Source organism: Spirillospora sp. NPDC048823 (assembly GCF_043198445.1).
Lineage (GTDB): Bacteria > Actinomycetota > Actinomycetes > Streptosporangiales > Streptosporangiaceae > Spirillospora.
Genome location: NZ_JBICUT010000006.1, coordinates 174,670 through 198,037, shown reverse-complemented (window position 1 = coordinate 198,037; position 23,368 = coordinate 174,670). Strand labels below are relative to the sequence as shown.

The 23,368-nt window shown below is 70.2% G+C and carries 27 protein-coding genes and 3 tRNA genes; 24 read left to right on the top strand and 6 right to left on the bottom strand.

Annotation, left to right across the window (positions count from 1 at the left end):
• Genes ACGFK0_RS16635 through ACGFK0_RS16620 form a run of 4 tightly spaced genes read right to left on the bottom strand, consistent with a single transcriptional unit; the run spans position 1 to position 2,655 of the window.
• Positions 1-1,062, bottom strand: a complete 1,062-nt coding sequence (locus tag ACGFK0_RS16635; RefSeq protein ID WP_392905593.1) for an ATP-binding protein — start codon at positions 1,060-1,062, stop codon at positions 1-3.
• Positions 1,050-1,460 (bottom strand): ATP-binding protein, encoded by a 411-nt coding sequence (locus tag ACGFK0_RS16630; protein ID WP_392905591.1) that lies wholly within the window; start codon positions 1,458-1,460, stop codon positions 1,050-1,052. Before ACGFK0_RS16630 ends, ACGFK0_RS16635 begins: the two co-directional genes overlap by 13 nt.
• Positions 1,457-1,819 (bottom strand): STAS domain-containing protein, encoded by a 363-nt coding sequence (locus tag ACGFK0_RS16625; protein ID WP_392905588.1) that lies wholly within the window; start codon positions 1,817-1,819, stop codon positions 1,457-1,459. The genes ACGFK0_RS16630 and ACGFK0_RS16625 overlap by 4 nt, the downstream gene beginning before the upstream one ends.
• Entirely contained in the window at positions 1,819-2,655 is an 837-nt protein-coding gene (locus tag ACGFK0_RS16620; protein WP_392905586.1) for an STAS domain-containing protein, read from the bottom strand. The genes ACGFK0_RS16625 and ACGFK0_RS16620 overlap by 1 nt, the downstream gene beginning before the upstream one ends.
• 290 nt (positions 2,656-2,945) lie before the next feature.
• Here ACGFK0_RS16620 and ACGFK0_RS16615 point away from each other — a divergent pair, with 290 nt between their 5' ends.
• From ACGFK0_RS16615 to ACGFK0_RS16570, 10 genes are all read left to right on the top strand, one after another.
• Positions 2,946-3,674, top strand: a complete 729-nt coding sequence (locus ACGFK0_RS16615) for a hypothetical protein (protein WP_392905584.1) — start codon at positions 2,946-2,948, stop codon at positions 3,672-3,674.
• Between the two features lie 43 nt (positions 3,675-3,717).
• On the top strand, positions 3,718-4,845 hold the full coding sequence (locus ACGFK0_RS16610) for an acyl-CoA dehydrogenase family protein (RefSeq protein WP_392905582.1): 1,128 nt from the start codon (positions 3,718-3,720) through the stop codon (positions 4,843-4,845).
• Positions 4,846-4,980: 135 nt separating this feature from the next.
• Positions 4,981-5,053 (top strand) — tRNA-Thr (locus ACGFK0_RS16605).
• Positions 5,054-5,378: 325 nt separating this feature from the next.
• Positions 5,379-5,455 (top strand) — tRNA-Met (locus tag ACGFK0_RS16600).
• 116 nt (positions 5,456-5,571) lie between these two features.
• Positions 5,572-5,736, top strand: coding sequence for a 50S ribosomal protein L33 (gene rpmG, locus ACGFK0_RS16595; RefSeq protein ID WP_026404241.1), 165 nt, complete (start codon positions 5,572-5,574; stop codon positions 5,734-5,736).
• A 278-nt stretch (positions 5,737-6,014) separates the two neighbouring features.
• Positions 6,015-6,452 carry a MaoC family dehydratase N-terminal domain-containing protein gene (locus ACGFK0_RS16590; RefSeq protein WP_392905580.1) on the top strand — a complete coding sequence of 146 codons (438 nt, stop codon included), beginning with the start codon at positions 6,015-6,017 and terminating at the stop codon, positions 6,450-6,452.
• Complete coding sequence (locus ACGFK0_RS16585; RefSeq protein WP_392905578.1) at positions 6,452-6,877, top strand: MaoC/PaaZ C-terminal domain-containing protein; 426 nt, start codon at positions 6,452-6,454, stop codon at positions 6,875-6,877. Before ACGFK0_RS16590 ends, ACGFK0_RS16585 begins: the two co-directional genes overlap by 1 nt.
• 104 nt (positions 6,878-6,981) lie before the next feature.
• Positions 6,982-8,049 carry a UDP-N-acetylmuramate dehydrogenase gene (locus ACGFK0_RS16580; RefSeq protein WP_392905576.1) on the top strand — a complete coding sequence of 356 codons (1,068 nt, stop codon included), beginning with the start codon at positions 6,982-6,984 and terminating at the stop codon, positions 8,047-8,049.
• 319 nt (positions 8,050-8,368) lie between these two features.
• A complete protein-coding gene (locus ACGFK0_RS16575) occupies positions 8,369-8,950 on the top strand; it encodes a TMEM165/GDT1 family protein (protein WP_392905574.1) in 582 nt (193 codons plus the stop codon).
• Between the two features lie 102 nt (positions 8,951-9,052).
• A complete protein-coding gene (locus tag ACGFK0_RS16570; protein ID WP_392905571.1) occupies positions 9,053-9,793 on the top strand; it encodes a GntR family transcriptional regulator in 741 nt (246 codons plus the stop codon).
• A gap of 6 nt (positions 9,794-9,799) precedes the next feature.
• Here the strand turns inward: ACGFK0_RS16570 and ACGFK0_RS16565 are convergent, their stop codons facing one another.
• Positions 9,800-10,885, bottom strand: coding sequence for an adenosine deaminase (locus ACGFK0_RS16565; RefSeq protein ID WP_392905568.1), 1,086 nt, complete (start codon positions 10,883-10,885; stop codon positions 9,800-9,802).
• 238 nt (positions 10,886-11,123) lie between these two features.
• On the opposite strand from ACGFK0_RS16565, the gene ACGFK0_RS16560 reads away from it, so the two are divergent.
• The 3 genes from ACGFK0_RS16560 (at position 11,124) to ACGFK0_RS16550 (ending at position 13,453) form a co-directional block, all read left to right on the top strand.
• Positions 11,124-12,071, top strand: a complete 948-nt coding sequence (locus ACGFK0_RS16560) for a hypothetical protein (protein WP_392905566.1) — start codon at positions 11,124-11,126, stop codon at positions 12,069-12,071.
• 113 nt (positions 12,072-12,184) lie between these two features.
• Positions 12,185-12,694 (top strand): SigE family RNA polymerase sigma factor, encoded by a 510-nt coding sequence (locus tag ACGFK0_RS16555; RefSeq protein ID WP_392905564.1) that lies wholly within the window; start codon positions 12,185-12,187, stop codon positions 12,692-12,694.
• Positions 12,695-12,697: 3 nt separating this feature from the next.
• Positions 12,698-13,453, top strand: coding sequence for a hypothetical protein (locus ACGFK0_RS16550; protein WP_392905562.1), 756 nt, complete (start codon positions 12,698-12,700; stop codon positions 13,451-13,453).
• Positions 13,454-13,547: 94 nt separating this feature from the next.
• On the opposite strand, the gene ACGFK0_RS16545 is transcribed toward ACGFK0_RS16550, so the two are convergent.
• Positions 13,548-14,759 carry a pyridoxal phosphate-dependent aminotransferase gene (locus ACGFK0_RS16545; protein ID WP_392905560.1) on the bottom strand — a complete coding sequence of 404 codons (1,212 nt, stop codon included), beginning with the start codon at positions 14,757-14,759 and terminating at the stop codon, positions 13,548-13,550.
• Between the two features lie 211 nt (positions 14,760-14,970).
• Here ACGFK0_RS16545 and ACGFK0_RS16540 point away from each other — a divergent pair.
• From ACGFK0_RS16540 to ACGFK0_RS16490, 11 genes are all read left to right on the top strand, one after another.
• Positions 14,971-15,043: transfer RNA gene (locus ACGFK0_RS16540), tRNA-Trp, on the top strand.
• Positions 15,044-15,165: 122 nt separating this feature from the next.
• A complete protein-coding gene (gene secE / locus ACGFK0_RS16535) occupies positions 15,166-15,420 on the top strand; it encodes a preprotein translocase subunit SecE (protein WP_392905558.1) in 255 nt (84 codons plus the stop codon).
• Positions 15,421-15,499: 79 nt separating this feature from the next.
• Entirely contained in the window at positions 15,500-16,375 is an 876-nt protein-coding gene (gene nusG / locus ACGFK0_RS16530) for a transcription termination/antitermination protein NusG (RefSeq protein ID WP_392905556.1), read from the top strand.
• Between the two features lie 125 nt (positions 16,376-16,500).
• Complete coding sequence (rplK, locus tag ACGFK0_RS16525) at positions 16,501-16,929, top strand: 50S ribosomal protein L11 (RefSeq protein WP_392905553.1); 429 nt, start codon at positions 16,501-16,503, stop codon at positions 16,927-16,929.
• A gap of 61 nt (positions 16,930-16,990) precedes the next feature.
• The gene (gene rplA / locus ACGFK0_RS16520; RefSeq protein ID WP_392905551.1) at positions 16,991-17,707 is read left to right on the top strand and encodes a 50S ribosomal protein L1; all 717 of its coding nucleotides are present in this window, start codon (positions 16,991-16,993) and stop codon (positions 17,705-17,707) included.
• Between the two features lie 177 nt (positions 17,708-17,884).
• A complete protein-coding gene (locus ACGFK0_RS16515; protein ID WP_392905548.1) occupies positions 17,885-18,763 on the top strand; it encodes a hypothetical protein in 879 nt (292 codons plus the stop codon).
• A 286-nt stretch (positions 18,764-19,049) separates the two neighbouring features.
• On the top strand, positions 19,050-19,778 hold the full coding sequence (locus ACGFK0_RS16510) for a hypothetical protein (protein WP_392905545.1): 729 nt from the start codon (positions 19,050-19,052) through the stop codon (positions 19,776-19,778).
• A gap of 144 nt (positions 19,779-19,922) precedes the next feature.
• Entirely contained in the window at positions 19,923-20,219 is a 297-nt protein-coding gene (locus tag ACGFK0_RS16505; RefSeq protein ID WP_392905542.1) for a hypothetical protein, read from the top strand.
• Positions 20,220-20,546: 327 nt separating this feature from the next.
• Positions 20,547-21,119, top strand: a complete 573-nt coding sequence (gene rplJ / locus ACGFK0_RS16500; RefSeq protein WP_392905540.1) for a 50S ribosomal protein L10 — start codon at positions 20,547-20,549, stop codon at positions 21,117-21,119.
• 53 nt (positions 21,120-21,172) lie between these two features.
• A complete protein-coding gene (rplL, locus tag ACGFK0_RS16495) occupies positions 21,173-21,562 on the top strand; it encodes a 50S ribosomal protein L7/L12 (RefSeq protein ID WP_392905537.1) in 390 nt (129 codons plus the stop codon).
• 612 nt (positions 21,563-22,174) lie between these two features.
• Positions 22,175-23,275, top strand: a complete 1,101-nt coding sequence (locus tag ACGFK0_RS16490) for an ABC transporter ATP-binding protein (RefSeq protein WP_392905535.1) — start codon at positions 22,175-22,177, stop codon at positions 23,273-23,275.
• Positions 23,276-23,368 lie beyond the last annotated feature (93 nt).

The following is a 23,368-nucleotide window of genomic DNA, read 5'->3' as shown; positions in this document are numbered from 1 at the left end:
TCACCCCGCCTCGGACGTGGTCACCGCGAGCACGCAGCGGTCGTCATGGCGCACCCCGGCGTCGCGGAGCACGGTCGCCGCGGTCAGGATCGGGTCGCGGCCGGCCAGGGTGGACAGGCCGGCGGCGTCCCACCGGCTGGTCAGGCCGTCGGAGTGCATCACCACGGCCGCCCCCGGCGGCAGTTCGTAGACCTGCTCCCGGAAGCGGGTGTGCGTGCCGGCGATGCCGGGCACCGAGATCATTCCGGTCCGGCGGTCCGGCTGGAGGATCCACCCGGCGATGTTGCCGAGGCCGGCGAAACGCACCCGGCCGGCGTCCGGTTCGATCACCGCGACGGCGACGGCGGCGCCCCGGGTCGGACGCAGCCGGTGGTGGACGTGCCCGAGTATCTCGGCGGGGCGCGCGGGCAGCGCGGTGTCGCGCAGCGCGCGCACGGCCTCCTGCGCGGCGCGTGCCGCCAGCGGGCCGTGCCCGAGGCCGTCGCAGAGCATCGCGTACACGGTGCCGTCCGCCGCGGTCGCCGCGTAGGCATCGCCGCACTCCCGCTCGCCGTCCATCGGACGGGTCAGCCCGGCGAACGCCGGCTCGGGCTCGGGCCGCCGGGCCGCCCCGCGGACCGCGTCCGGCTGCCGGAACCGGGCGAACAGCGTGGTCCCGACCCCGGGCAGCGAAGACAGGCCGCTGCTGTCGGCGAGCCGCTCGATCGAACCGAGCCCGAGGCCCAGCGTCCCGGTGGTCGAGTACCCGCCGAGGCGCGAGCGGGTCAGGTCGGCGATGCCGGGGCCGTGGTCGATGCTGACGATCTCCAGGGCGGCGGACGTCCCGCTCCGGACGATCCGCACCAGCATCTCGCCCCGCTCGGCGTGCTTGACGAGGTTCGTGGCGGCCTCCGTGGCCGCGAGCTGGACCTGGCCGAGCCGTTCCCCGGCGAACCCGAGCCGCCTGGCGAGCGCGGTGATCTCCCGCCGCGCGCCGGCGGCGGCGCTGTCCTCCTCCGCCCGGAACCACCGCGACTCGTCCGCGGTGGGGCTGGCCGTCCAGGCGGCGGTCAGCGGATCCATTTGATCAACACCACCGTCGTGCCCTCACCGGGCCGGGACTCCAGTTCGAACTCGTCCGCGAGCCGGCGGGCGCCGGGCAGGCCGAGCCCCAGGCCGTCCCCGGTGCTCCAGCCCTCGGTCATGGCCCGTTCCATGTCGGCGATGCCGGGCCCTTCGTCGGTGAAGACGATGCGGAGACCGGTCTGGCCGCGGGGGCCGACGGCCTGCTCGATGCGTGCCGAGCCGCCCGCGCCGTGCACCAGCGTGTTGCGGGCCAGCTCACTGGCCGCGGTGACGATCTTGGTCTGGTCGACCAGGGACAACCCGGCCGCGGAGGCCGCCGTGCGGACCATCCGCCGTACGCGGACCACGTCGTCGTTGGAGGCGATGGGGATCTCGCCGGCGGGCGGGGTGGTCACCGGCCGTCCAGCGACGCCTCGAGCAGCCGCATCCCCTGGTCCAGGTCCAGGGCGGTGCGGACGCCGTTCAGGGACAGCCCCAGCTCCACCAGCGTGATCGCGACGGCGGGACGCATCCCGACCACTACCGTCGCGGCGTCCATCAGCCGCGACATCGAGGCGATGGTGGAGAACGTCCGGCCTATGTACGAGTCGACGATGTCGACCGCGGAGATATCGATGATCACACCGCGGGCTCCGGTCCGGACGATCTCCTCGGCGAGCTCCTCCTGCAGCCTGAGGACGGTCTGATCCTCCAGGTCGATCTGGATCGACACCAGCAGGAACCGCCCGAGCTTGAGGATCGGCACCTGATCCATCACGCGTCCGTCCCGCTGAGGACGCGCAGGCCGCTGCCCCGCAGCGCGTGGCCGAGCGCGTCGGCCAGGGTCGCCTTGGTGACGATGTCACCGAACTCGATGCCGAGCGCCGCGATCGTGTGCGCGATCTGTGGCCGGATGCCCGAGATGATGCACTCGGCGCCCATCAGCCGTGCCGCCATCACCGTCTTCAGCAGGTGCTGGGCGACCTCGGTGTCGACCGCCGCCACCCCGGTGATGTCGATCACGGCGTACCGCGAGCTCGTGTCGGCGAGCATCTGCAGCAACGTCTCCATGACGACCTGGGTACGGGCCGAGTCCAGGGTGCCGACCAGCGGTACCCCGAGGATCCCGTCCCACAGCTTCACCACCGGCGTGGACAGCTCCAGCAGCTGCTCGGCCTGGTCGGTGATGACCTGCTCGCGTGCGTTGGCGTACGCCTCGAAGGTCGCCAGCCCCAGGTCGTCGATGTAGCCGGAGAACTCGATGAACTCGGCGTAGGCTCCGTCCCCGCCCGACGCTTCGAGCTGCTCGTGGACGGCCCGCTTGAGCGAGAACACGCCGACCGCGGTCTCGGTGGGGTTGAAGCCCTGGCGGGCCCGGCTGCGGGAGATCTCCGCGAGGGCCGCGCGCAGTTCGCCGCCCGCGGTGTCGTCGTCCTCGCTGAAGGTGCGCTCGACCAGGCCGTACAGCTCGGTCAGCTCCGTTCGGACCTCGCGCTCGGTGACGCGGCCGCGTATCCCCTCGATGACCAGCTGCACCCAGCGGTCGAGCACGGTGTCGCGCCGTGAGCGCAGCAGGTCCGGGAGGAGCATCTCGCCTGTCTCGCCGCTCATCGTGAATGCTCCCATCTGGTGCCGGGTTCGCCGGTGTGTGTGGTCGTACGGGCGTTTTTTCCGTGATGTCGAGAATGTCGTGATGCAACGTTAACCGGCGATCTCGAGCTGAGACGTCCGATCCCACACTCGAGTCGATCACGTCCACCGGCGCCGTGGTCCCTCGCCGGCGGCCTGCCCCTGTTCCTTCCCAGGTCGCGCGCTCCGATGTGGACCGGGGTGAGGTTTTGGTCTATCGCTCACCGGCTGGGCGATTCAGGGGTAAACCTGCATCTGTGCAGGTGAGTTATGTGAGTGAGGCCACCCCGGGGCGGGAGAACGAGGACTTCGTGGCGGCGGGACCCGGATGGGTCGTGCTGCTGGACGGGGCGACCGCGCCGGCGGGGGTGGACAGCGGGTGCCGGCACGACCCGGCATGGCTGGTGCGCAGGCTCGGCGGAGGGATCGCGGCACTGCTGGCGCTGGAGAACGGCAAGCCGCTGCCCGACCTCGTGGCGGAGGCGATCAAGGTGACGGGGGAGGCCCACGCCGGGGCGTGCGATCTGGAGAACCCCGACAGCCCGTCCGCGACGGTGTCCCTCCTGCGGCGCCGCGGCGAGGCGGTGGAGTGGTTCGTCCTGGCCGATTCGCCGATCGTGATGGACGTGGGCGAGGTGCGGGTCTTCCGGGACGACCGCGTCGATCACCTTCCCAGCTACACGCTGGAGGGCGTCCGGAAGTCGCGCAACAGCCCCGGCGGGTTCTGGGTGGCGAGCACGAAACCGGAGGCGGCCTACGAGGGGCTGACCGGTGAGGTGCCGGTCAGGGGACTCACACGGGCGGCGGTGCTGAGCGACGGCGCGTCCAGGCTGGTCGAGCGGTTCGGGCGGATGGGGTGGGGCGACCTCCTCCGGCTGCTCGACGAGGAGGGTCCGCGGGAACTGGTGAGAAGGACCAGGGAGGCGGAGGCGTCGGCGTCGGCGACCGGGGCGCGTGGCAAGCGCCACGACGACGCCACCGCGGTACTGGTCCGCTTCTGACTTGACGCAGCGCCATCCTGGAATCTGATTCTAGAATGAGGGCATGGAGTCTCAGGATTTCGCCGACGTGCTCAAGGCCGTCCGCAGCTTCGTCCGCGACCAGGTGATCCCCCGCGAGGAGGAGATCGAGGAGACCGACGAGATACCGGAGGCGCTGCGGCGCACGTCCCGGGACATGGGCCTGTTCGGGTACGCGCTGCCCGAGCAGTACGGCGGCCTCGGGCTCTCGGTGAGCGAGGAGGTGCGGCTGGTCTTCGAGATCGGCTACGCCAGCCCCGCGTTCCGCTCCATGTTCGGCACCAGCAACGGCATCGCCGGGCAGGTCCTCGTCAACGCCGGGACGGACGCGCAGCGCGACACCTGGCTGCCGAAGCTCGCGTCCGGCGAGGTCGTCGGCGCCTTCGCGCTCACCGAGGCCGAGGCCGGCTCCGATCCCAGCACCCTCACCACGACCGCGGCCCGCGACGGCGACGACTACGTGATCAACGGCGCGAAGCGGTTCATCACCAACGCCCCCGAGGCCGACGTCTTCATGGTCTTCGCCAGGACGGGCGGCGCCGGCTCCCGGGGAATCTCCACGTTCCTCGTCGAGAAGGGCGCCGGCGGCCTCAAGATCGGACCGTCCGACCACAAGATGGGCCAGCGCGGCGCCCACACCGCCGAGGTCTTCTTCGACGGCGTGCGCGTCCCCGCCGGCAACATGGTCGGGACGGAGGGAACCGGCTTCCGCACCGCCATGGCGTCCCTCGCCCACGGGCGCGTCAGCATCGCCGCCGTCTGCGTGGGTCTCGCCCAGAGAATCCTGGACGAGACCGTCGCGTACGCGAAGGAACGCAGCCAGGGCGGCAAGACCATCGGCGAACACCAGCTCATCCAAGGGCTCATCGCCGACTCGCAGGCGGAGTTGTACGCGGGACGCTCGATGGTCCTGGAGGCGGCCCGCGCCTACGACGCGGGCGAGGACACCAAGCTCGGACCGTCCTGCGCCAAGTACTTCTGCTCCGAAATGGTCGGACGCGTCGCCGACCGTGCCGTGCAGGTCTACGGCGGCATGGGCTACATGCGCGGCGTCGCCGTCGAACGCTTCTACCGGGACGTCAGGCTGTTCCGCATCTACGAGGGCACGAGCCAGATCCAGCAACTCGTCATCGCCCGCAACCTACTGCGCTGACCAGCGACGAAACCGTCCGCCCGGCGTGGGTCGCACCACACCGGGCGGGCGCGCTCCAAGCCCACAACGCAGCGCCTTAACGAGTTCGCAAGTGCCCCCGACTCCGTGTATGGTTTCACTGCGCGAACGACGCAGGCCCCTTTAGCTCAGTCGGCAGAGCGTCTCCATGGTAAGGAGAAGGTCTACGGTTCGATTCCGTAAAGGGGCTCAGCAGTTTCAGAGGCCGTCCCGGCAGGACCGGGGCGGCCTTCGTCGTCGCCGGGCCCGCCCACCACGGGCTGGCCCACCACGGGTAAGCCCACCACGGGCCGGGCGCCGGCGGCGGATATCTGATTCGCTCCATTCAGGGCGCTGTGGTAGCGTCCCATCGGTCCCAGTAGGACGTTTCGCAGGTCATCGGCGCACCCGTCGACCTGGGGGACGGTCCGGCGGGGCCTTCGGAGCCGATTCCCCGATCATGATCCGGGTTATCGTGTTTCCAGGGCTCGGTGAGCATCCGGTATCCTTGCATTCCGGTCCACACCGACCATCGCGGCGGGGTAGCTCAGTCAGGCAGAGCAAGCGGCTCATAATCGCTGTGTCGCCGGTTCAAGTCCGGCCCTCGCTACCACCCATGTCTCTCACCTCCGCACCGGGGGTGAGCAGGCTGGGTCGAATCGCCGGTCGTCCTCCCCGGGCGGCCGAGGTCCGAAGTCCAATGTCCCCAGCTCAGAAAGGCACTCCATCGTGGCTGCCACCGACGTCCGGCCGAAGATCACGCTGGCCTGCCAGGAGTGCAAGCACCGCAACTACATCACGCGGAAGAACCGGCGCAACGACCCGGACCGCCTGGAGATCAAGAAGTACTGCCCCAACTGCCGGACCCACCGTCCGCACCGGGAAACCCGCTAGCAACGCCCGGACGGAGAAGTACTGCCCGCTGCGCTTCCGCACGGGGCCAGGACCCACCGTCCGCACCGGGAAACCCGCAGTTGAGCGCGCCGCCGAGGCCCGTGAAACGGCTGCTTCTCCGCACGCTTGCCCTAACGTGATCAGCCCGTCCTCGCCAGTGAGACCCGCGAGGGCGGGCTGAACGTCGTTCTGTTAGCGTCCGTCCGAGACGGAACCGGCGGGTGCCCAGGCGGCACCCGGGCACCGACACCCTGTTCGACCTGGAGGGACGGGATTGCATGGCACTCAACCGTGATTTCATCGGGCGGAGCTTCCCGCCCACCGAGCCGTACGAGGTCAGCCGGGTGAAGATCCGCGAGTTCGCGGACGCGATCGGCGACCGCAACCCGGTCTACCGCGACCAGGAGGCGGCGAAGGCGGCCGGGCACCCCGACATCATCGCGCCGCCGACCTTCCCGATCGTCGTCTCCCTCGGCAACCCCGCGCTCGCCGACCCCGACCTCGGGCTGAACTACGCGATGGTCGTGCACGGCGAGCAGCGGTTCGAGTACACCCGCCCGATCCGCGCCGGCGACGTCGTGGCCTGCACCTCGACGGTCACCGAGATCAAGTCGATCGGCAACAACGAGAAGATGGTCATCGAGACGGACGTCAAGACCATCGAGGGCGAACTGATCTGCAAGACCTACAACACGATCGTGGAGCGGGGGGCCTGATGACCGCGAAGGTGAACTACGCCGACGTCGAGGTCGGCACCGAGATCCCCGTGCAGACGTACGCGGTCGACCGCGCGAACCTCGTCATGTACGCGGGCGCGTCCGGCGACTTCAACCCCATCCACTGGCGCGAGTCCACCGCGAAGGCCGTCGGCCTGCCGGACGTCATCGCGCACGGCATGTACACGATGGCGCAGGGCGGCCGGTTCGTCACCGACTGGGTCGGCGACCCGGGCGCCGTGGTGGACTACGGGGTACGGTTCTCCTCACCGGTCGTCGTCCCCGACGTGGGCGGCGCGACCCTGGAGATCAGCGGCAAGGTGGAGGAGAAGCTCGACGACAACAAGGTCGTCGTCGCGCTCACCGCCAAGTCCGCCGACCAGAAGGTGCTCACGCGCGCCAAGGCGGTCGTCAAGCTCGCCTGAACCGCGCCGAGGCGACGCACCGGCCGGGACGCCCCGGCCGGTGCGCACGGACGCCGGGCACCGGCCGACAGGTGTGACCGGGCACGTACGGGAGGGGACACGACGTGGCGGTGTTCGCTGAAGAGGTGAACCTGGCGGGATACACCACGCTGCGGCTGGGCGGCCCCGCCCGCCGCTTCGTCGAGGCGACGACCGAGGCGGAGCTGGTCACCGCGATCCGCAAGGCCGACGGCGAGGGCGAACCCGTCCTCGTTCTCGGCGGCGGCAGCAACCTGGTGGTCTCCGACGACGGGTTCCCCGGCACCGTCGTGCACGTCGGCACCCGCGGCACCGAACGCACCGCCGTCGAGGGCGACAAGGTCCTCGTCCGGGTCCAGGCCGGTGAGGACTGGGACCCGTTCGTCGCCCGCTGCGTCGCCGACGGACTCGCCGGTGTGGAGTGCCTGTCCGGCATCCCGGGGCGCGTCGGCGCGACCCCGATCCAGAACGTCGGCGCCTACGGCCAGGACGTCAGCGAGACGATCGTCGAGGTCCGCGCCTATGACCGGGACGCCCGCGCCGTCGTCACGCTCGACCGCGACGCCTGCCGGTTCACCTACCGGCACAGCGTGTTCAAAGGCAACGACCGGTACGTCGTCCTGGACGTGACGTACGCGCTGCACGAGGCCGAGGAGTCGCAGCCGGTCGACTACGCCGAGCTGGCGAAGAAGCTCGGCGTCCGGCCGGGCGACCGGGTGACGCTGAAAGAGGCGCGCGACGCCGTCCTCGAACTGCGGCGCGGCAAGGGCATGGTCCTGGACGCCGCCGACCCCGACACCCGCAGCGCCGGGTCGTTCTTCACCAACCCGATCCTCGAACCCGGCCAGCTCACCGAGCTGGAACGCCGCGTCGCCGACCGGCTCGGCCCGGACGCCGCGTTCCCGCGCTATCCGGAGACCGGCGACCGGGTCAAGACGTCCGCCGCCTGGCTGATCGACCGCGCCGGCTTCACCAAAGGGCACGCCGTCGGCCCCGCGCGGATCTCCACCAAGCACACGCTGGCGCTCACGAACCCGGGCGGCGCCCGCACCGCCGACCTGCTCGCGCTGGCCCGCGAGGTCCGCGGCGGCGTCCGCGACGCGTTCGGCGTCGAGCTGGTCAACGAGCCGGTCCTCATCGGCGTGACCCTCTGAGCCGGTGTGCCCTCTGAGCCGGTGTGGCCCTCTGAAAGGGCGCCTTGACCGGGCTTGCTAGTGTCGATGGCGTCGAGGGGGAGTAGTCCCAATCGCGTGATCGACATACTGGCGCCGCCGGCGGCGCCCGGTCACGCGGGCCTCAACCCGATGAGGCGGACGAGACCTTCGGCCTGGCAACCGAGCATTCTCATCCTCGGTCTCCGCACCCGAGCAGGCGGCGGCGACCGGCCGGATGAGAACGCTCATCATCGCCGGGCCGAGGTCGAGCGCCGCAAAGCCCCCGCCCTTCGCCCGGCATCCGAGCGAGAGGGAACCGGTGTCCGCCTTCCTCATCAGCCTGGTCGTGATCTTCGTCGCCGAACTGGGCGACAAGAGCCAGCTCATGGCCATGACCTTCGCCACCCGGTTCCGGGCGCTGCACGTGCTGATCGGCATCACGGCCGCGACCGCGATCGTCCACCTGGCGAGCGTGGCCCTCGGCGCGGCTCTCGGCGCGGCGCTCCCGACCGGCCCGATCTCGATCCTCGCCGGTGTGGCGTTCCTCGGCTTCGCGCTGTGGACGCTGCGCGGCGACGAACTCGACGACGACGAACGCGACCGGGCACGGCGCGCCACGGGCTCGGCGATCCTCGCCGTCGGCGGGGCCTTCTTCCTGGCCGAACTGGGCGACAAGACGATGCTCGCCACCGTCACCCTCGCCGCCGACCAGGGCGGTCTCCTGGCGCTGACGGGCGTGTGGGCCGGTTCGACGATCGGCATGGTCGCCGCCGACGCGCTCGCCATCGTCGTCGGCCAGATCCTCGGACGCAGGCTTCCCGAGCGGGTCATCAAGTACGGCGCCGCCGCCGGGTTCGCGATCTTCGGCGTCCTGCTGCTGGCGGAGGGCATCACCGGCTGAGCGCCCGAACGGCTGAAACGGCCGCCGGGCGGGAACCATGAGGTTAAGGCCCTTGATGCCCGCGGGGCTCGGCCGCGGAAGGGCCCGGACGGGAGTACGACCGTGGCCCTACCCGCACCCGCGCCCCCACCCCCACCCCGGCACGCGCTCGGCATGCGCCTCCAGTTGAGCGACGAGGCCGCCGCCCGCATCCGCGAGCTGATCATGGACGGCCGGGTCCGCCCCGGCGACTATCTGCGGCTCGAACGGCTGGCCATGGACTTCGGCATCAGCGTCACCCCCGTCCGGGAGGCGCTGAAGTCGCTGCGCAGCGAGGGGTTCGTCGTCCTGGAACCGAGACGCGGGTTCGTCGTCGCGCCGCTGTCGAAACGCGACGTCCAGGACCTGTTCTGGGTGCAGGCGGGCATCGCCGCCGAACTGGCCACGCGGGCCACCCCGCGGATCGGCCCCGAGATCCTCCGCGAACTGGACGGGCTACAGCACGCTTTGGAACGTGCCGACGCGGCCCGGAGACCCGACCTGATGGAGGAGCACAACCACCGCTTCCACCGGGAGATCAACCTGGCCGCCGACTCGGCGAAGCTGGCCTGGTCGCTCGGGACGGCCGCGCGGTACGTCCCGCGCGGCCTGTACGGGAGGCTCGCCGACTGGCCCCGCCTCGCGGTCCACGACCACGAGCGCATCCTGGCCGCGCTGCGCGACGGCGACGCGCGGACGGCGGGCGCGGAGATGCGCGACCACATCGTGCGGGCCGGTGAACTCCTGGTGGCCCACCTGGAACGCCGCGGGATGTGGCGCACAGGCGACCACGGCCCCGACCACGGCCCCGGTCTTGTCCGGTGACGGGACTCAGCCCGCCGACCAGGCGTCGATGCCCGCCAGCAGCCGGCCCCGCACATCGTCCGGGGCCGCCGAAGCCCTGATCGACTGCCGCGCCAGCTCCGCCAGCTCCGCGTCGGAGAAACCGTGGTCGTCCCGGACGATGTCGTACTGGACGGCCAGCCGCGACCCGAACAGCAGCGGGTCGTCCGCGCCCAGCGCGATGGACGCGCCCGCCTCGTACAGCCGCCGCACCGGGACGTCCGACGCAGTCGCCGCCACCCCGAGGCCTACGTTCGACGCCGGGCAGACCTCCAGCGTCACGCCCCGGTCGATGATCTGCGACAGGAGCCGCGCGTCCTCCACGGCGCGCACCCCGTGCCCGATCCGGTCGGCGCTCAGCGTGTCGAGGCACTCCCGGACGCTGGCCGGGCCGAGCAGCTCACCGCCGTGCGGGGTCGACAGCAGCCCGCCGCGCTTGGCGATCCGGAACGCGCCCTCGAAGTCGTAGGCGCGGCCCCGCCGCTCGTCGTTGGACAGCCCGAACCCGACGACGCCCTCGCCCGCGTACCGGACGGCCAGCCGCGCGAGGGTCTTGGCGTCCAGCGGGTGCCGCGTCCGGTTCGCCGCGATGACCAGGCCGATGCCGACGCCGGTGGCCTGCGACGCGTCGCGCGCCGCGTCCAGCACCAGTTCGACCGTCGGGGTCAGCCCGCCGAACCTCGACGCGTAGCCGCTCGGGTCGACCTGGATCTCCAGCCAGCCCGACCCCTCCGCCGCCTCGTCCTCGGCCGTCTCACGCAGCAGGCGGCGCAGGTCGTCGGGCGTCTGCAGCACCGAACGGGCGATGTCGTAGAGGCGCTGGAACCGGAACCATCCCCGTTCGTCGGTCGCCTGCAGGCGGGGCGGCCAGTCCTCGACGAGGGCGTCCGGCAGGTGCACGCCGTGCCTGCCCGCGAGCTCGACGAGCGTGGAATGCCGCATCGACCCGGTGAAGTGCAGATGCAGATGCGCCTTGGGGAGCAGGGCCACGTCCGGACGGGCGGAGCCGCGGGCGATGCCGGCGTGCTCCCGGTGGTCCGGCGGGGAACGGTCGTGGGCCGGACGAGCTGACACGGTACGGGCCTCCATACGCCAATGCTGCCGGATCATCGTCGCCGCCGAACCCCCGGCGGGCCAGGATCACCACACCGGACTACCTCGTATGACACGCCACGGCCATCCCCGCCCATGGGCATCCGAAAAAACTTTGGAATCGCGTGCAACCCCTTCCCGGCACCGTGCGTATACGAGGGGCGCCAGAGAGAAACCGGCACCCCCCGCAAGAGACGAAGCTGGGCAGAAGGGATACACGATGATCACGCTGAAGGCCGCTCTGATCGCGGCGTCCACCATCGGCACCGTGGCCGTGGGCGGCGGCGCGACGTGGGCTATGACCGGCTCCCACCAGGAGGCGGGCCTCCAGTCCAACGGCGCCAAGGCCCCCGCGGTGGAGCGCAAGATCCAGGACGCCGTGCCCAGCGCCGCCCCGACCTGCCTGCCGAAGGCCGGGCTCCCGGAGACCGGAGCGAAGAAGCAGGTCCAGAAGCAGCTGGAGCAGAACCCGGTCACCAAGGACGTGCCGAAGGTGGACGTCCCGGCCAAGGACCTGCCGAAGACCGACGTGCCCAAGACGGACCTGCCCAAGCCGGAGCTGCCGAAGACCGGCCTGCCCGACGCCGAAGTCCCCGGCGTCAAGACCCCGGACGTCGAGGTCCCGGACGCCAAGTCGAAGATGCCGGCGGACCTGCCGACCTGCGCGCCGTCCACCAAGGACCTGCCGGCGGACGCCCCGGCGACCAAGCCGACCGCCCGCGTTCCCGGCGCGCCCGGCCTGCCCGCCGCCCCCAAGCTCGACTGCAGCAAGCTGGCGCCCGCGGTGAAGGTCGGCGGCCCTGTCGAGAAGGCCGTCATGCTGACCAAGGGCCTGCGCCACGTCTCGACCGTCCCCAGTTCCGCCGACCTGCGCGAGAAGAACGTCTGCGCCGTCACGCAGAAGTGGGCGAACAAGGCCGGCCGGTGGATCACCGTCGAAACGCTGAAGACACCCGCCGGCATGACCCAGAATCAGCTCCGGCAGGCGTTGAACCTGCCCGAGGGCGGCACGCCGATCACCCTGTACGGGGCGGCCGGCTGGATGGGCCCCGGCGGTGACGGGGTGCTGCTGTTCGACCCGAACGGCTACTCGCTGTTCGTCAACGGCAACCCGGTCGCCGCGGGCGGCCTGAAGGACGTGACCGCCGCGCTGCGCCAGGCCCAGTAGGCCCGGCCCGGTAAAGCGGTCCCGACAGGGGACACGGGTGGGCGGCTCGGCGCGGAGCCGCCCACCCCCAAGAAAAGACGAGCCGGATTTGCTCTAGCCCGGGATGGAGCACAGTGGGGCGTCGAGACGACGAGTCGTTCGTGGAGTTCGTGGCGGCACGCGGCGATGCCCTGCTGCGCACCGCGGCGCTGATGTGCGGGGCCCGGCAGGACGCCGAGGACATCCTGCAGACCGCGCTGGAGAAGGCCTATCGGCACTGGGGGCGGCTGGAGACCGACAGCGATCCCGAGCCCTACGTCCGCCGCATCCTGGTCAATCTCGTGATCAGCCGGTCCCGGCGCTGGAAGGTGCTGCGGGAGATCCATATGGCGCGGCTCCCGGAGACGCCGGCCGTCTCGCCGAACCACGCCGTCGAGCTGAGGGGGACGCTCATGGACGAGCTGCGCAAGCTCGGCCCGCGACAGCGGGCGGTACTGGTCCTGCGCTTCTGGGAGGACCTGTCGGAGGCGGAGACGGCTCAGGCTCTCGGCTGTTCGGTCGGAACGGTCAAGAGCCAGGCGTCCCGGGGACTCGCCAGACTCCGGGAACGCCTCGACACGAACCTGGCTCCACTGGGGAGATGAGCGATGGACCTGGAGAGTGAACTGCGGCAGGCCATGGCCGAGCAGGTGGCCGAGGCGACCGCGTCGCCGTCGCTCGTCACGGACGTCAAACGCCGCCACCGGCGCAGGAAGGCCCGGATCCACGCCGCCGCCGGGGTCGCGGCGGCCTCGGTCGCCGCGCTCGCCCTGGTGCCCACCTATCAGTCGTTCCAGGCCACACCCGCCGGCAACCCCGAGACCACCCGCCCCACCGGCGGCGTTTCGGAGCACCGGCAGTCGGAACGGCCTCCCGCCCCAGGCCCCTCCCAGTCCCCGTCAGCCAAGGAGGGGCCCGGGGCGGGAACCTCGGGGAAACCGGAGGCGCACCCGTCATCGGGCGGGTCGCCGGTGAACCCGGAGAAGCCCGGCACAGGCGGGGCCCTGGACGACCTGCCGCGCTGGATCACCTACGTCCCGGACGGCCTCACCGCCACCGGCCCGTGCGCCGTGACGGCCGACGCCGAGCGCGAGACGACGACGTGCAAGTGGCGGGGGAGCACCGGCTGGCTGGAGATCGCCCTGGTGAAGGAACGCGGCCTCGCCGGCCCGCAGGACCTGATGAAGACCCCCGGCATTCCCGGCCGCACGACCGTGCGCGGGCTTCCCGCGCTCACCGGCGACCGACCCGGCTCCGGACGTCAGATCTCGTGGCTGGCCAGACCCGGCGTCGGGGTGACCGTGTCGGGCGGCGGATCGGTCGAGAAACAGCTCATGCGCATCGCGGAGGGTGTGCGCCCGTGAGAGGAACGGGACGGCGGAGGCGGTAGCCCGTTCCGCACGGAACCGGCCCCGGACCAGTGCGCGCCCGGGGCCGGTTCCGTGTCAGCGGAGCGGATCAGACCGCCTCGGCGAGCAGCTTCGCGACACGCGAGACGCCCTCGACGAGGTCGTCGTCGCCCAGGGCGTACGAGAGACGGAAGTAGCCCGGCGTGCCGAACGCCTCACCCGGCACCAGCGCGACCTCCGCCTCCTCCAGGATCAGCGACGCGAGCTCCACCGACGTCCCCGGACGCTTCCCGCGGATCTCCTTGCCCAGCAGCGCCTTCACCGACGGGTAGGCGTAGAACGCGCCCTCCGGCTCGGGGCACACCACGCCCGGGATCTCGTTCAGCATCCGCACGATCGTCTTGCGGCGCCGGTCGAAGGACTTGCGCATCTGCGCGACGGCCGACAGGTCACCGGTCACGGCGGCGAGCGCCGCCGCCTGCGACACGTTCGCCACGTTGGACGTCGCGTGCGACTGCATGTTGGCGGCGGCCTTCACCACGTCCGCCGGGCCGACCATCCAGCCCACCCGCCAGCCCGTCATCGCGTACGTCTTCGCGACGCCGTTCAGGACGAGCGTGCGGTCGGCCAGCTCCGGCACCACCACGGGCATCGAGTGGAACTCGGCGTCCCCGTACACCAGGTGCTCGTAGATCTCGTCCGTGATGACCCACAGGCCGTGCCCGTCCGCCCAGCGGCCGATCGCCTCGATCTCGGCGCGGGAGTACACGGCGCCGGTCGGGTTGGACGGCGACACGAACAGCAGGACCTTCGTCCGGCCGGTGCGGGCCGCCTCCAGCTGCTCGACGCTCACCTTGTAGCCGGTGGTCTCGTCGGCGACCACGTCCACCGGCACCCCGCCGGCCAGCTTGATCGACTCGGGGTAGGTGGTCCAGTACGGCGTCGGCACGATCACCTCGTCGCCCGGGTCGAGCAGCGCGGCGAACGCCTCGTACACCGCCTGCTTGCCGCCGTTGGTCACCAGGACCTGGGCCGCCTCCACCGTGTAACCGGAGTCGCGCTCGGTCTTCTCGGCGATGGCGGCGCGCAGCTCGGGCAGCCCGCCCGCCGGCGTGTACTTGTGGAACCGCGGCACCCTGCACGCGGTCACCGCGGCCTCGACGATGTAGTCGGGGGTGGGGAAGTCGGGCTCGCCCGCGCCGAACCCGATGACCGGGCGGCCCGCCGCCTTCAGCGCCTTGGCTTTGGCGTCGACGGCCAGCGTGGCGGATTCGGATATCGCGGCGATGCGCTTGGAGATGCGAGGACGGTCGATGCTCATGTCCCCATCGTTACAGATGCAGGTCCACGGCCCGAGCCATATCTCCGGCCATCCGGTTCGACGCGGGGGCCTCGGCCACGTAGACTCACCGTCTTAGTGGCGTGTCACCGGTATTACGAGCCTGTCCGCACACGGACGCAAGAGGCCGTAAGCTGAGACACGTCATCATCCCGGTCCTGCGGCCGGGTGTTCCCCGTGGACCGGGGAATGAAGGGCAGTGGCTCAATTGGTAGAGCTCCGGTCTCCAAAACCGGCGGTTGGGGGTTCGAGTCCCTCCTGCCCTGCGAGGTGCGGTGCGCGCACCCGTGCCGGCCGCGTCACGGCGGTGCTGTGGCACTCCGCGGCACGGGACCGTGCGGCAACCACATGGTGGTTGGATCACGACCTATGAGGTGAACGGCGGCAAATGGCGACCGAGACCGACGAGCGCGACGAGCCCGAGGCCAAGGGTAAGCGCAAGAAGGAGAAGTCCCCGAAGCGGACGACTCCGGCGCTTTTCGTGCGCCAGATCATCGCTGAGCTCCGTAAGGTCATCTGGCCCACGCGGCGGGAGCTCATCACCTACACGGTCGCCGCCCTGGTCTTTGTGTTGATCATGGTCGGGATCGTGTCCGGCGTCGACTACGGGCTGCAGCAGGGCGTCTACGCCATCTTCGGCTGAGGCCGCGTACCCGGCACCTGGGCGAGTCACCGCCGCACCATCGCAAGTCCATTACCGCAGACCGACAGAAAGAGTCACCGTGTCCGAGCCCTCACAGCCCTACGACGAGGCCGTTGAAGAGGCCCAGTCCGCTGCGGCTGCTGCGGCAGACCAGGCGGCCGAGCCCGCCGACGAGACGGCCGAGGCGGCCGTCGCCGCCGGTGAAGGCGAGCCTGCGGACACCAAGCTCAAGGGCGAGGGCCCCGAGCCGGACGCCGCCGCCGACGCCGGCGATCTCGCCGAGGCCGTCGCCGGGGAGCAGGCCGAGGAGGGGGAGGAGGCCGAGCAGGACGACGAGGCCGATGAGGCCCCCGCCGAGCCGCCGGCCGACCCGTACGCCGAGTTCAAGATGCAGCTCCGGCTCCAGCCGGGCGACTGGTACGTCGTGCACTCCTACGCGGGGTACGAGAACCGGGTCAAGACCAACATCGAGACCCGGACCCAGACCCTCAACATGGAGGACTTCATCTTCCAGATCGAGGTCCCTCAGCACGAGGTGACCGAGATCAAGCAGGGCAAGCGGCAGAAGGTCAACGAGAAGGTCCTGCCGGGCTACATCCTGGTCCGGATGGAGCTCACCGACGAGTCGTGGGCCGCGGTCCGCAACACGCCGGGCGTGACCGGGTTCGTCGGCCTGCTGAACAAGCCGTCTCCGCTGAGCCTCGACGAGGTCGCCAACCTGCTGGCCCCCGAGCCGGAGGAAGGCGCCGTCAAGACCAAGGAGCAGGCCAAGGCGCCCGCCACCGTCGACTTCGAGGTCGGCGAGTCGGTCACCGTCATGGACGGCCCGTTCGCCACCCTCCCCGCAACCGTCAACGAGATCAACGGCGAGCAGCAGAAGCTCAAGGTCCTGGTCTCGATCTTCGGTCGCGAGACCCCGGTGGAGCTCTCCTTCAACCAGGTCTCCAAGATCTGACCCGTCCCCGCGCACGCGGGGTTACGGGTTCTACAGGGTCCCAACACGGCGGTCATGTTCCGCCACCGTGTTGCCCGGTATCCGGGAGTCGGGACCACAGCAGAACGGAACAACGAGGGAGAGGCATGCCTCCCAAGAAGAAGATCGCCGCGTTGGTGAAGGTCCAGTTGCAGGCTGGGGCCGCGACGCCGGCGCCGCCGGTCGGTACCGCGCTCGGTCCGCACGGCGTCAACATCATGGACTTCTGCAAGCAGTACAACGCCGCCACGGAGTCCCAGCGCGGCAACGTCATCCCCGTAGAGATCACCATCTACGAGGACCGGTCGTTCACCTTCGTCACCAAGACGCCGCCGGCCGCGCAGCTCATCCTGAAGGCCGCGGGCGTCGAGAAGGGCAGCGGCGAGCCGCACAAGACCAAGGTCGGCTCGATCACCGCCGACCAGGTCCGCGAGATCGCCACGACCAAGATGCCCGACCTCAACGCCAAGGACGTCGAGGCCGCCTCGAAGATCGTCGCCGGTACCGCGCGGTCGATGGGCATCGACGTCAAGTAGGTCTCACCCGGTGGAAGGGCCGGCGCTGGCCCGTACCACGAGTTCCATTGGAGGAACGAGAATGAAGCGCAGCAAGAGCTACCGCGCCGCAGCGGAGAAGATCGACCGGGAGCGGCTGTACAGCCCGGTCGAGGCCGTCAAGCTCGTCAAGGAGACCACGGTCGTCAAGTTCGACCCGACCGTGGAGGTCGCCATGCGGCTGGGTGTCGACCCCCGCAAGGCCGACCAGATGGTGCGCGGCACGGTCAACCTGCCGCACGGCACGGGCAAGACCGCCCGCGTGCTGGTCTTCGCCGTCGGCGCCAAGGCGCAGGAGGCCGAGGCGGCGGGCGCCGACCTGGTCGGCTCCGACGACATGATCGAGCGGATCCAGGGCGGTTTCCTGGACTTCGACGCGGTCGTGGCGACGCCGGACCAGATGGGCAAGGTCGGGCGGCTGGGCCGGGTGCTCGGCCCGCGCGGCCTGATGCCGAACCCGAAGACCGGCACCGTCACGATGGACGTGGCCAAGGCCGTGACCGACATCAAGGGCGGCAAGATCGAGTTTCGTGTCGACCGGCACGCGAACCTGCACTTCATCATCGGCAAGGCGTCCTTCGACCAGCGCCAGCTGGTGGAGAACTACGCCGCGGCCGTCGAGGAGATCCAGCGGCTGAAGCCGTCCGCCGCGAAGGGCCGCTACGTCAAGAAGGCGTCGCTGACGACGTCGATGGGCCCGAGCATCCCGGTGGACCCGAACGCGGTCCGCAACCTGGCTTCGGAGCTCGAAGAGGCCTGATCGAGCACCACGACCGTCACCGCGCAGGGCGTCCCCGCTGAACCGGGGGCGCCCTGCCGCCGTTTCCCCGGCCCCATAGCACCGAACGCGATGGATACATAGATCGCCGTCCGGATCCGGACAAATCGAGGCCCGGGATCTTTGTTACCGGTGGGAAATGTGGTGTTGAATCGTCCCGTGAAGCGTAGAACCGACCGGGCCATCGCCATCTCCGTCGTCACCGCCGTCGCCGTCGTGCCCACGGCGATCATGATGGTGGTCAAGGTCGGCGGCGGGACCGCCGAGGACGGCGGTTCCGTCCCGGCGTCCGCGGCGATGGGCCAGCAGGACCCGGCGAATCCGAACGGCACGGCGACCGGCCTGGTGACCCCCGGCGGCACCGCGGCGCCGGGCACGGGGTCCGGCGCGGGTGCCGGCAACGGTTCGGCCGCTCCGGGCACGCCCGCGAGAGGCGGCGTGAGCGGGCTCCCCACGGCGCCGCCCCAGCCCGGCCCCAACCTGCACGCCTTCACCCGCAAGACGAACATGAAGGTGACGGCCGGGTCGAGCGGCGACTATCAGCGCGCCACCGAGACCGCGTCGTTCACGCTATGGCCGACGTTCGCGATGACCGCGACCGGCGTCACGCAGACCGTGCAGGGCGGCGAGGTCACCAAGGTCACGCAGAAGGTGATCGTGAGCGGACGGACGCTCAAGGGCTACGACGGTGAGAAGTGGACCCAGTCCACCCTGACGTCGGCGCAGTTGGGCGCGCTGCAGTCGCAGTCCGACCCCCGGCAGTTCACCTTCATGATCGGGACGCTGCCCGGCACGACCGCGAGTGAGCCGGACGAGAACGGCAGGACGCATTTCGCCGCACAGGCGCTGATGGGCAGCGTGTTCTCGCTGCTGCCGCAGGACGCCGCCGCCGTGATCCGCAAGTGGGTACCGGACGACGTCACCTGCGGGCTCGACCTGTGGGCCGACAGCAAGGCCCGCCCGACGTCGATCGGCTTGAACGCCCAAGCCTCGGGCGCCACACTCACCGGCACTATGGCCTTCACCTCTTATCGTTGACCACGGGACGCGTTAACCAGGCCGTCGCACTGCAATGAACACGGCTACCCCTATGGTCGTATGGGGTGGGGGCTTGTTCGTACCACCGGGGGATGTAGCGCCGTTAGTGTCCCGAGACACTGGGAAGCACCAGCAGGGCGATTAGGGAGGCTCAACCCTCATGAACCGACGACTCGTGGTGGCGGCCGGCGGCACCGCCGTGAGCGCTGCGCTCCTTCTGTCCGGATGTGGCGGAGGAGGTACGGCAAGCACGGAGAACATGCAGCTGAGCGCCGCTGAGGCGCTGGTGAAGACATCCCAGAAGACCGGTGAGGCCGACACCTTCAAGGCCGATCTGACGGTGACGACCACCGAAGCGGACGGCAGCGGCAAGATTCACGCCGACGGCCAGTTCCAGGTGCGCCCGACGCTGAAGTTCAGCGCGAAGCTGGACGAGGTCAGCCGCGGCGGGCAGAGCGTCCCGGGCATCAAGGGCCAGGCGGTGTTCACCGACAACGTGCTGTACGCGAAGGTCCCGCAGCTCGCCCAGTTCGTCAGCGGCGGCAAGCCGTGGGTGAAGATCGATGTGAACGAGGCGTCCCAGCGCACCGGATTCGACATCAAGGGCCTGGTCGACCAGGTGCAGAAGGTGGCTCCGGCCGAGCAGACGAAGATGTTCACCGGCTCCAAGGACGCCCGCCGGGTCGGCACCGAGACGATCAACGGTGTGCAGACGACGCACTACACCGGCACGGTGACCATCGAGGACGCGCTGAGCCGTCTCGACGCGCAGGCCCGGGAGAAGGTGAGCACGTGGCTCCCGAAGGACCAGGCCAACGGCAAGATCAACTTCGATCTGTGGACGGACGGGGAGAACCTGCCGCGCAAGCTCGTGTCGAAGGCGTCCGGCTCGCAGGGTGAGAGCGGCACGGTGACCGTCATCTACAGCGACTACGGCGAGTCGTTCACCGTGAACCCGCCGCCGTCCGACCAGGTCGGGCAGCTGTCGCTCGGTTCGTTCCTCGGCGGGACCTGACCTTCCGGACACGACCGCCGCGGGAGGACACCGCCGGACACGGCTTAAGGGTCTCCTGAGCGTCTGATCTGGTGATCGGCCCCACTGCCCGGAAGCACCCAATGCCGGGGCCGGCACTAGCAGACCAAGGAGACCCCCCCCACGATGATCCGTCGTTTCGCCACGGGCGTCGCGCTGGCCACCGGCCTCGCCCTCTCGTTGACCGGCTGCCTCGGGGAGGCCGGGACCAAGGTGGACGAGGCCGGCAAGAACCTGAAGCTGTCGGCCGCGCAGGTGCTGGACAAGACCGCGGAGAAGACCGGCCGGGTCGACTCCTTGAACACGGACATGACGATCACGTACCACGACTTCGGTAAGCCGGTGGACATCACGGCGCCGCCGGCGGGCCAGGTCACCGACTTCAGCGAGATGCTGAACGCGCTCGGCGGCGGCGGGAGCTGACGGGCGACAACGGGACGAGAACCTGACGAGGGACCGCGCCGCGACCGGCGGCGCGGTCCCTCGTGCGTTCCGCCGATTTGTTAAGTCGAACCGCATGCACGTACTCTGTTCTGTGCCGAAGACCGCCGGTCGTCACCTCATGCCGAGGTGACCGAAGGACCCGATTCACTCGGGCGGCCTGCGCAGGTGATACGAGAGCTTCAGCATGGCCTCCGTGCCTTGCCTGGACGCCCCGTGCGCCTGCGCCGGGGCGTTTTTTGGTCGATCGGGACCCGTCCCACGGACGGGCGAGGGTCGTATCCACCCAGGTGATCGGAAGGAGGCCGGATGGCCAGGGCCGATAAGGACGCGGCGATCGCCGAGCTCAAGGACGAGTTCCAGAGCTCCAACGGCGCCGTGCTGACCGAGTACCGCGGGCTGACCGTCGCGCAGGTCAGTGAACTGCGCGGCACCCTTGGCGAGACCGCACGGTTTCGCGTCGTGAAGAACACGCTGACCAAGCGCGCCGCGAACGAGGCCGGTGTCGACGAGCAGTTCCATGATCTGCTCGAAGGCCCGTCGGCCATCGCGTTCGTCCGGGGCGACGTGGTCGAGGCCGCCAAGGGCCTGCGTGACTTCGCCAAGAACAACCCGCCTCTGGTGATCAAGGGCGGGTTCATCGACGGCCGGGCGATGAGCGCCGCGGAGGTCACCAAGCTCGCCGACCTCGAGTCGCGCGAGGTGCTCCTCGCGAAGCTCGCCGGCGCGATGAAGGGCTCGCTGTCCAACGCGGCCGCGCTCTTCAACGCTCTGCCGACGCAGGCGGCTCAGCTCGCCGAGGCGCTGCGCGCCAAGCGCGAGGCCGGTGGCGAGACCGCCGAGACCGCCGAGGCGCCGGCTGCCGAGGCATCCGCCGAGTAGGCACCCGCGGTTCCGTAAATCCCCAGTTTTCAAGCCATAGCGGAGGAATGATCATGGCGAAGCTCAGCACCGACGACCTGCTCGACGCCTTCAAGGAGATGACCCTTCTTGAGCTCTCGGACTTCGTGAAGCAGTTCGAGGAGGTCTTCGACGTCAAGGCCGCCGCCCCCGTCGCGGTCGCCGCCCCGGGCGCGGCCCCGGGTGCCCCGGCCGCCGAGGAGGCCGCCGCGCAGGAAGAGTTCGACGTCGTCCTGGAGGGCGCCGGCGACAAGAAGATCCAGGTCATCAAGGAGGTTCGCGCGCTGACGAGCCTCGGCCTCAAGGAGGCCAAGGACCTGGTCGACGGCGCGCCGAAGGCGCTGCTGGAGAAGGTCAACAAGGAGACGGCCGACAAGGCCAAGGAGGCCCTGGAGAAGGCCGGCGCGACGGTCACCGTCAAGTAGGTCGCTTCAGAGCCGGGGAGCCCGCGCGGCTCCACCGCTCTCGGGAGGCGGTCGTTCCACCCTTCGGTGGGGCGGCCGCCTCTTCGCGTTCCGGGGTTCGCGCGGGTTCCTCCGGGCGTCTCCACCGTGGTCGCCGGGCCCTCGAAAGGGCTCTTGTCGCCCGGGATGAATGGGCGGGTCGCAGGCCGCCGGTTTCCTGTGCAGGAGTGATAAACGCCTGTGGGAAACCGTGTGCCCGTGCGGGTTGTGTGGTTCTCGGAGCGCGGCGTAGCGTCCCGTCCTGACGCTGTGGCCCCACAGGGCCGCCTTGTCCCGGTGGTCGCGACGGAGACGTCCGGTCACCGGCGAACAGCATGCCCCGCTTGAGGCTCTGGTTCTTGGACCACTAGTCTCATAGGCGTTGTAAGTAACGATTGTCTTACGACGTCGCATTTAGCCGCTGATCTGGGGCGGAACCCCTTCCATTTGGACGGGGTGCCGCTACGGTAGTGGCACCCGTCACGGCTACCCGGCGGTAGTAAGAGGGCGGACACACGGTGTGACGAGAGAAAGAGCCTGAGTGCTACTCGCTCATTGGTTCGGGATTCCCCCGGCCTGGACGAAAGGTGACGAGTGGGCGTCGAGATCAGAGTCGAGGGCCTGACCAAGTCCTTCGGCCGTCAGACCATCTGGCAGGACGTATCCCTGACACTGCCCGCAGGAGAGATCTCCGTTCTCCTGGGCCCCTCCGGCACCGGTAAGTCGGTCTTCCTGAAGTCGCTGGTCGGCCTGCTCAAGCCGGACCGCGGCCACATCTGGGTCGGCGACCGGGACCTGCCCTACCTTCCTGAAGCGCAGCTCTACGACACCCGCAAGCTGTTCGGTGTGCTGTTCCAGGACGGCGCCCTCTTCGGGTCGATGAACATCTACGACAACGTCGCCTTCCCGCTGCGCGAGCACACCAAGAAGTCCGAGTCCGAGATCAAGCGGATCGTGATGGAGAAGCTCGACCTGGTCGGGCTGCTCGGCGCGGAGAAGAAGCTGCCCGGGGAGATCTCCGGCGGGATGAAGAAGCGCGCCGGCCTGGCCCGCGCACTCGTCCTCGACCCCGAGATCCTCCTGGTGGACGAGCCGGACTCCGGCCTGGACCCGGTCCGCACGTCCTACCTGAACCAGACGATCGTCGACCTGAACGCCGAGATCGGCGCGACGTTCCTGATCGTCACCCACGACATCAACACCGCCCGGACCGTTCCGGACAACATCGGCCTGCTGTTCCGCCGCGAGCTGGTGATGTTCGGTCCGCGCGAGATGCTGCTGTCCAGCGAGGAGCCGGTCGTCCGGCAGTTCCTCAACGCGCGCAAGATCGGCCCGATCGGGATGTCGGAGGAGAAGGACGTCTCCGAGCTGGAGGCCGAGGCCAAACAGGGCCACGACCCCGGCAAGCTGCCGCCGATCCCGCCGCAGCTGATGACCAGCGACGGCCGGGTCCGCGTGGGGCAGCACGCCCCCGGCGCCTGGTGCGCCGCGCACGGCGTCACCCCGCCGCCCGGCTCGTTCATCGACGACCTGGGCCGCAACTGGGTGCAGGAGTGGCCGCGGTACGTGGCGTCGATGGCGCCCGCGGGCGGCCCCCCGCCCGGGCCGCAGGGCGGCATGCCCCCCGGTGGCCCCGGCGGTCACTTCCCGGGCAACCCGCCGCCTGGACAGCATGGGGCGGGTGCAGGGTACTGATGTCCACTCCTGGTATCGGCGCGGACCAGGGAGGGGAGGGGAAGGGCGGAGGCTCTTCCGTGACGCTCCGGAAGATCGGGGACGGCGCCGCCA

Coding starts and splice junctions, on each gene's coding strand:
- rplK (WP_392905553.1), top strand. CDS start 16,501: ATGCCTCCCAAGAAGAAGATCGCCGCGTTGGTGAAGGTCCAGTTGCAG.
- ACGFK0_RS16625 (WP_392905588.1), bottom strand. CDS start 1,819: ATGGATCAGGTGCCGATCCTCAAGCTCGGGCGGTTCCTGCTGGTGTCG.
- ACGFK0_RS16610 (WP_392905582.1), top strand. CDS start 3,718: ATGGAGTCTCAGGATTTCGCCGACGTGCTCAAGGCCGTCCGCAGCTTC.
- rplA (WP_392905551.1), top strand. CDS start 16,991: ATGAAGCGCAGCAAGAGCTACCGCGCCGCAGCGGAGAAGATCGACCGG.
- ACGFK0_RS16590 (WP_392905580.1), top strand. CDS start 6,015: ATGGCACTCAACCGTGATTTCATCGGGCGGAGCTTCCCGCCCACCGAG.
- secE (WP_392905558.1), top strand. CDS start 15,166: ATGGCGACCGAGACCGACGAGCGCGACGAGCCCGAGGCCAAGGGTAAG.
- ACGFK0_RS16550 (WP_392905562.1), top strand. CDS start 12,698: ATGGACCTGGAGAGTGAACTGCGGCAGGCCATGGCCGAGCAGGTGGCC.
- ACGFK0_RS16620 (WP_392905586.1), bottom strand. CDS start 2,655: ATGAGCGGCGAGACAGGCGAGATGCTCCTCCCGGACCTGCTGCGCTCA.
- ACGFK0_RS16545 (WP_392905560.1), bottom strand. CDS start 14,759: ATGAGCATCGACCGTCCTCGCATCTCCAAGCGCATCGCCGCGATATCC.
- ACGFK0_RS16635 (WP_392905593.1), bottom strand. CDS start 1,062: ATGGATCCGCTGACCGCCGCCTGGACGGCCAGCCCCACCGCGGACGAG.
- ACGFK0_RS16560 (WP_392905566.1), top strand. CDS start 11,124: ATGATCACGCTGAAGGCCGCTCTGATCGCGGCGTCCACCATCGGCACC.
- ACGFK0_RS16505 (WP_392905542.1), top strand. CDS start 19,923: ATGATCCGTCGTTTCGCCACGGGCGTCGCGCTGGCCACCGGCCTCGCC.
- rplJ (WP_392905540.1), top strand. CDS start 20,547: ATGGCCAGGGCCGATAAGGACGCGGCGATCGCCGAGCTCAAGGACGAG.
- ACGFK0_RS16585 (WP_392905578.1), top strand. CDS start 6,452: ATGACCGCGAAGGTGAACTACGCCGACGTCGAGGTCGGCACCGAGATC.
- rplL (WP_392905537.1), top strand. CDS start 21,173: ATGGCGAAGCTCAGCACCGACGACCTGCTCGACGCCTTCAAGGAGATG.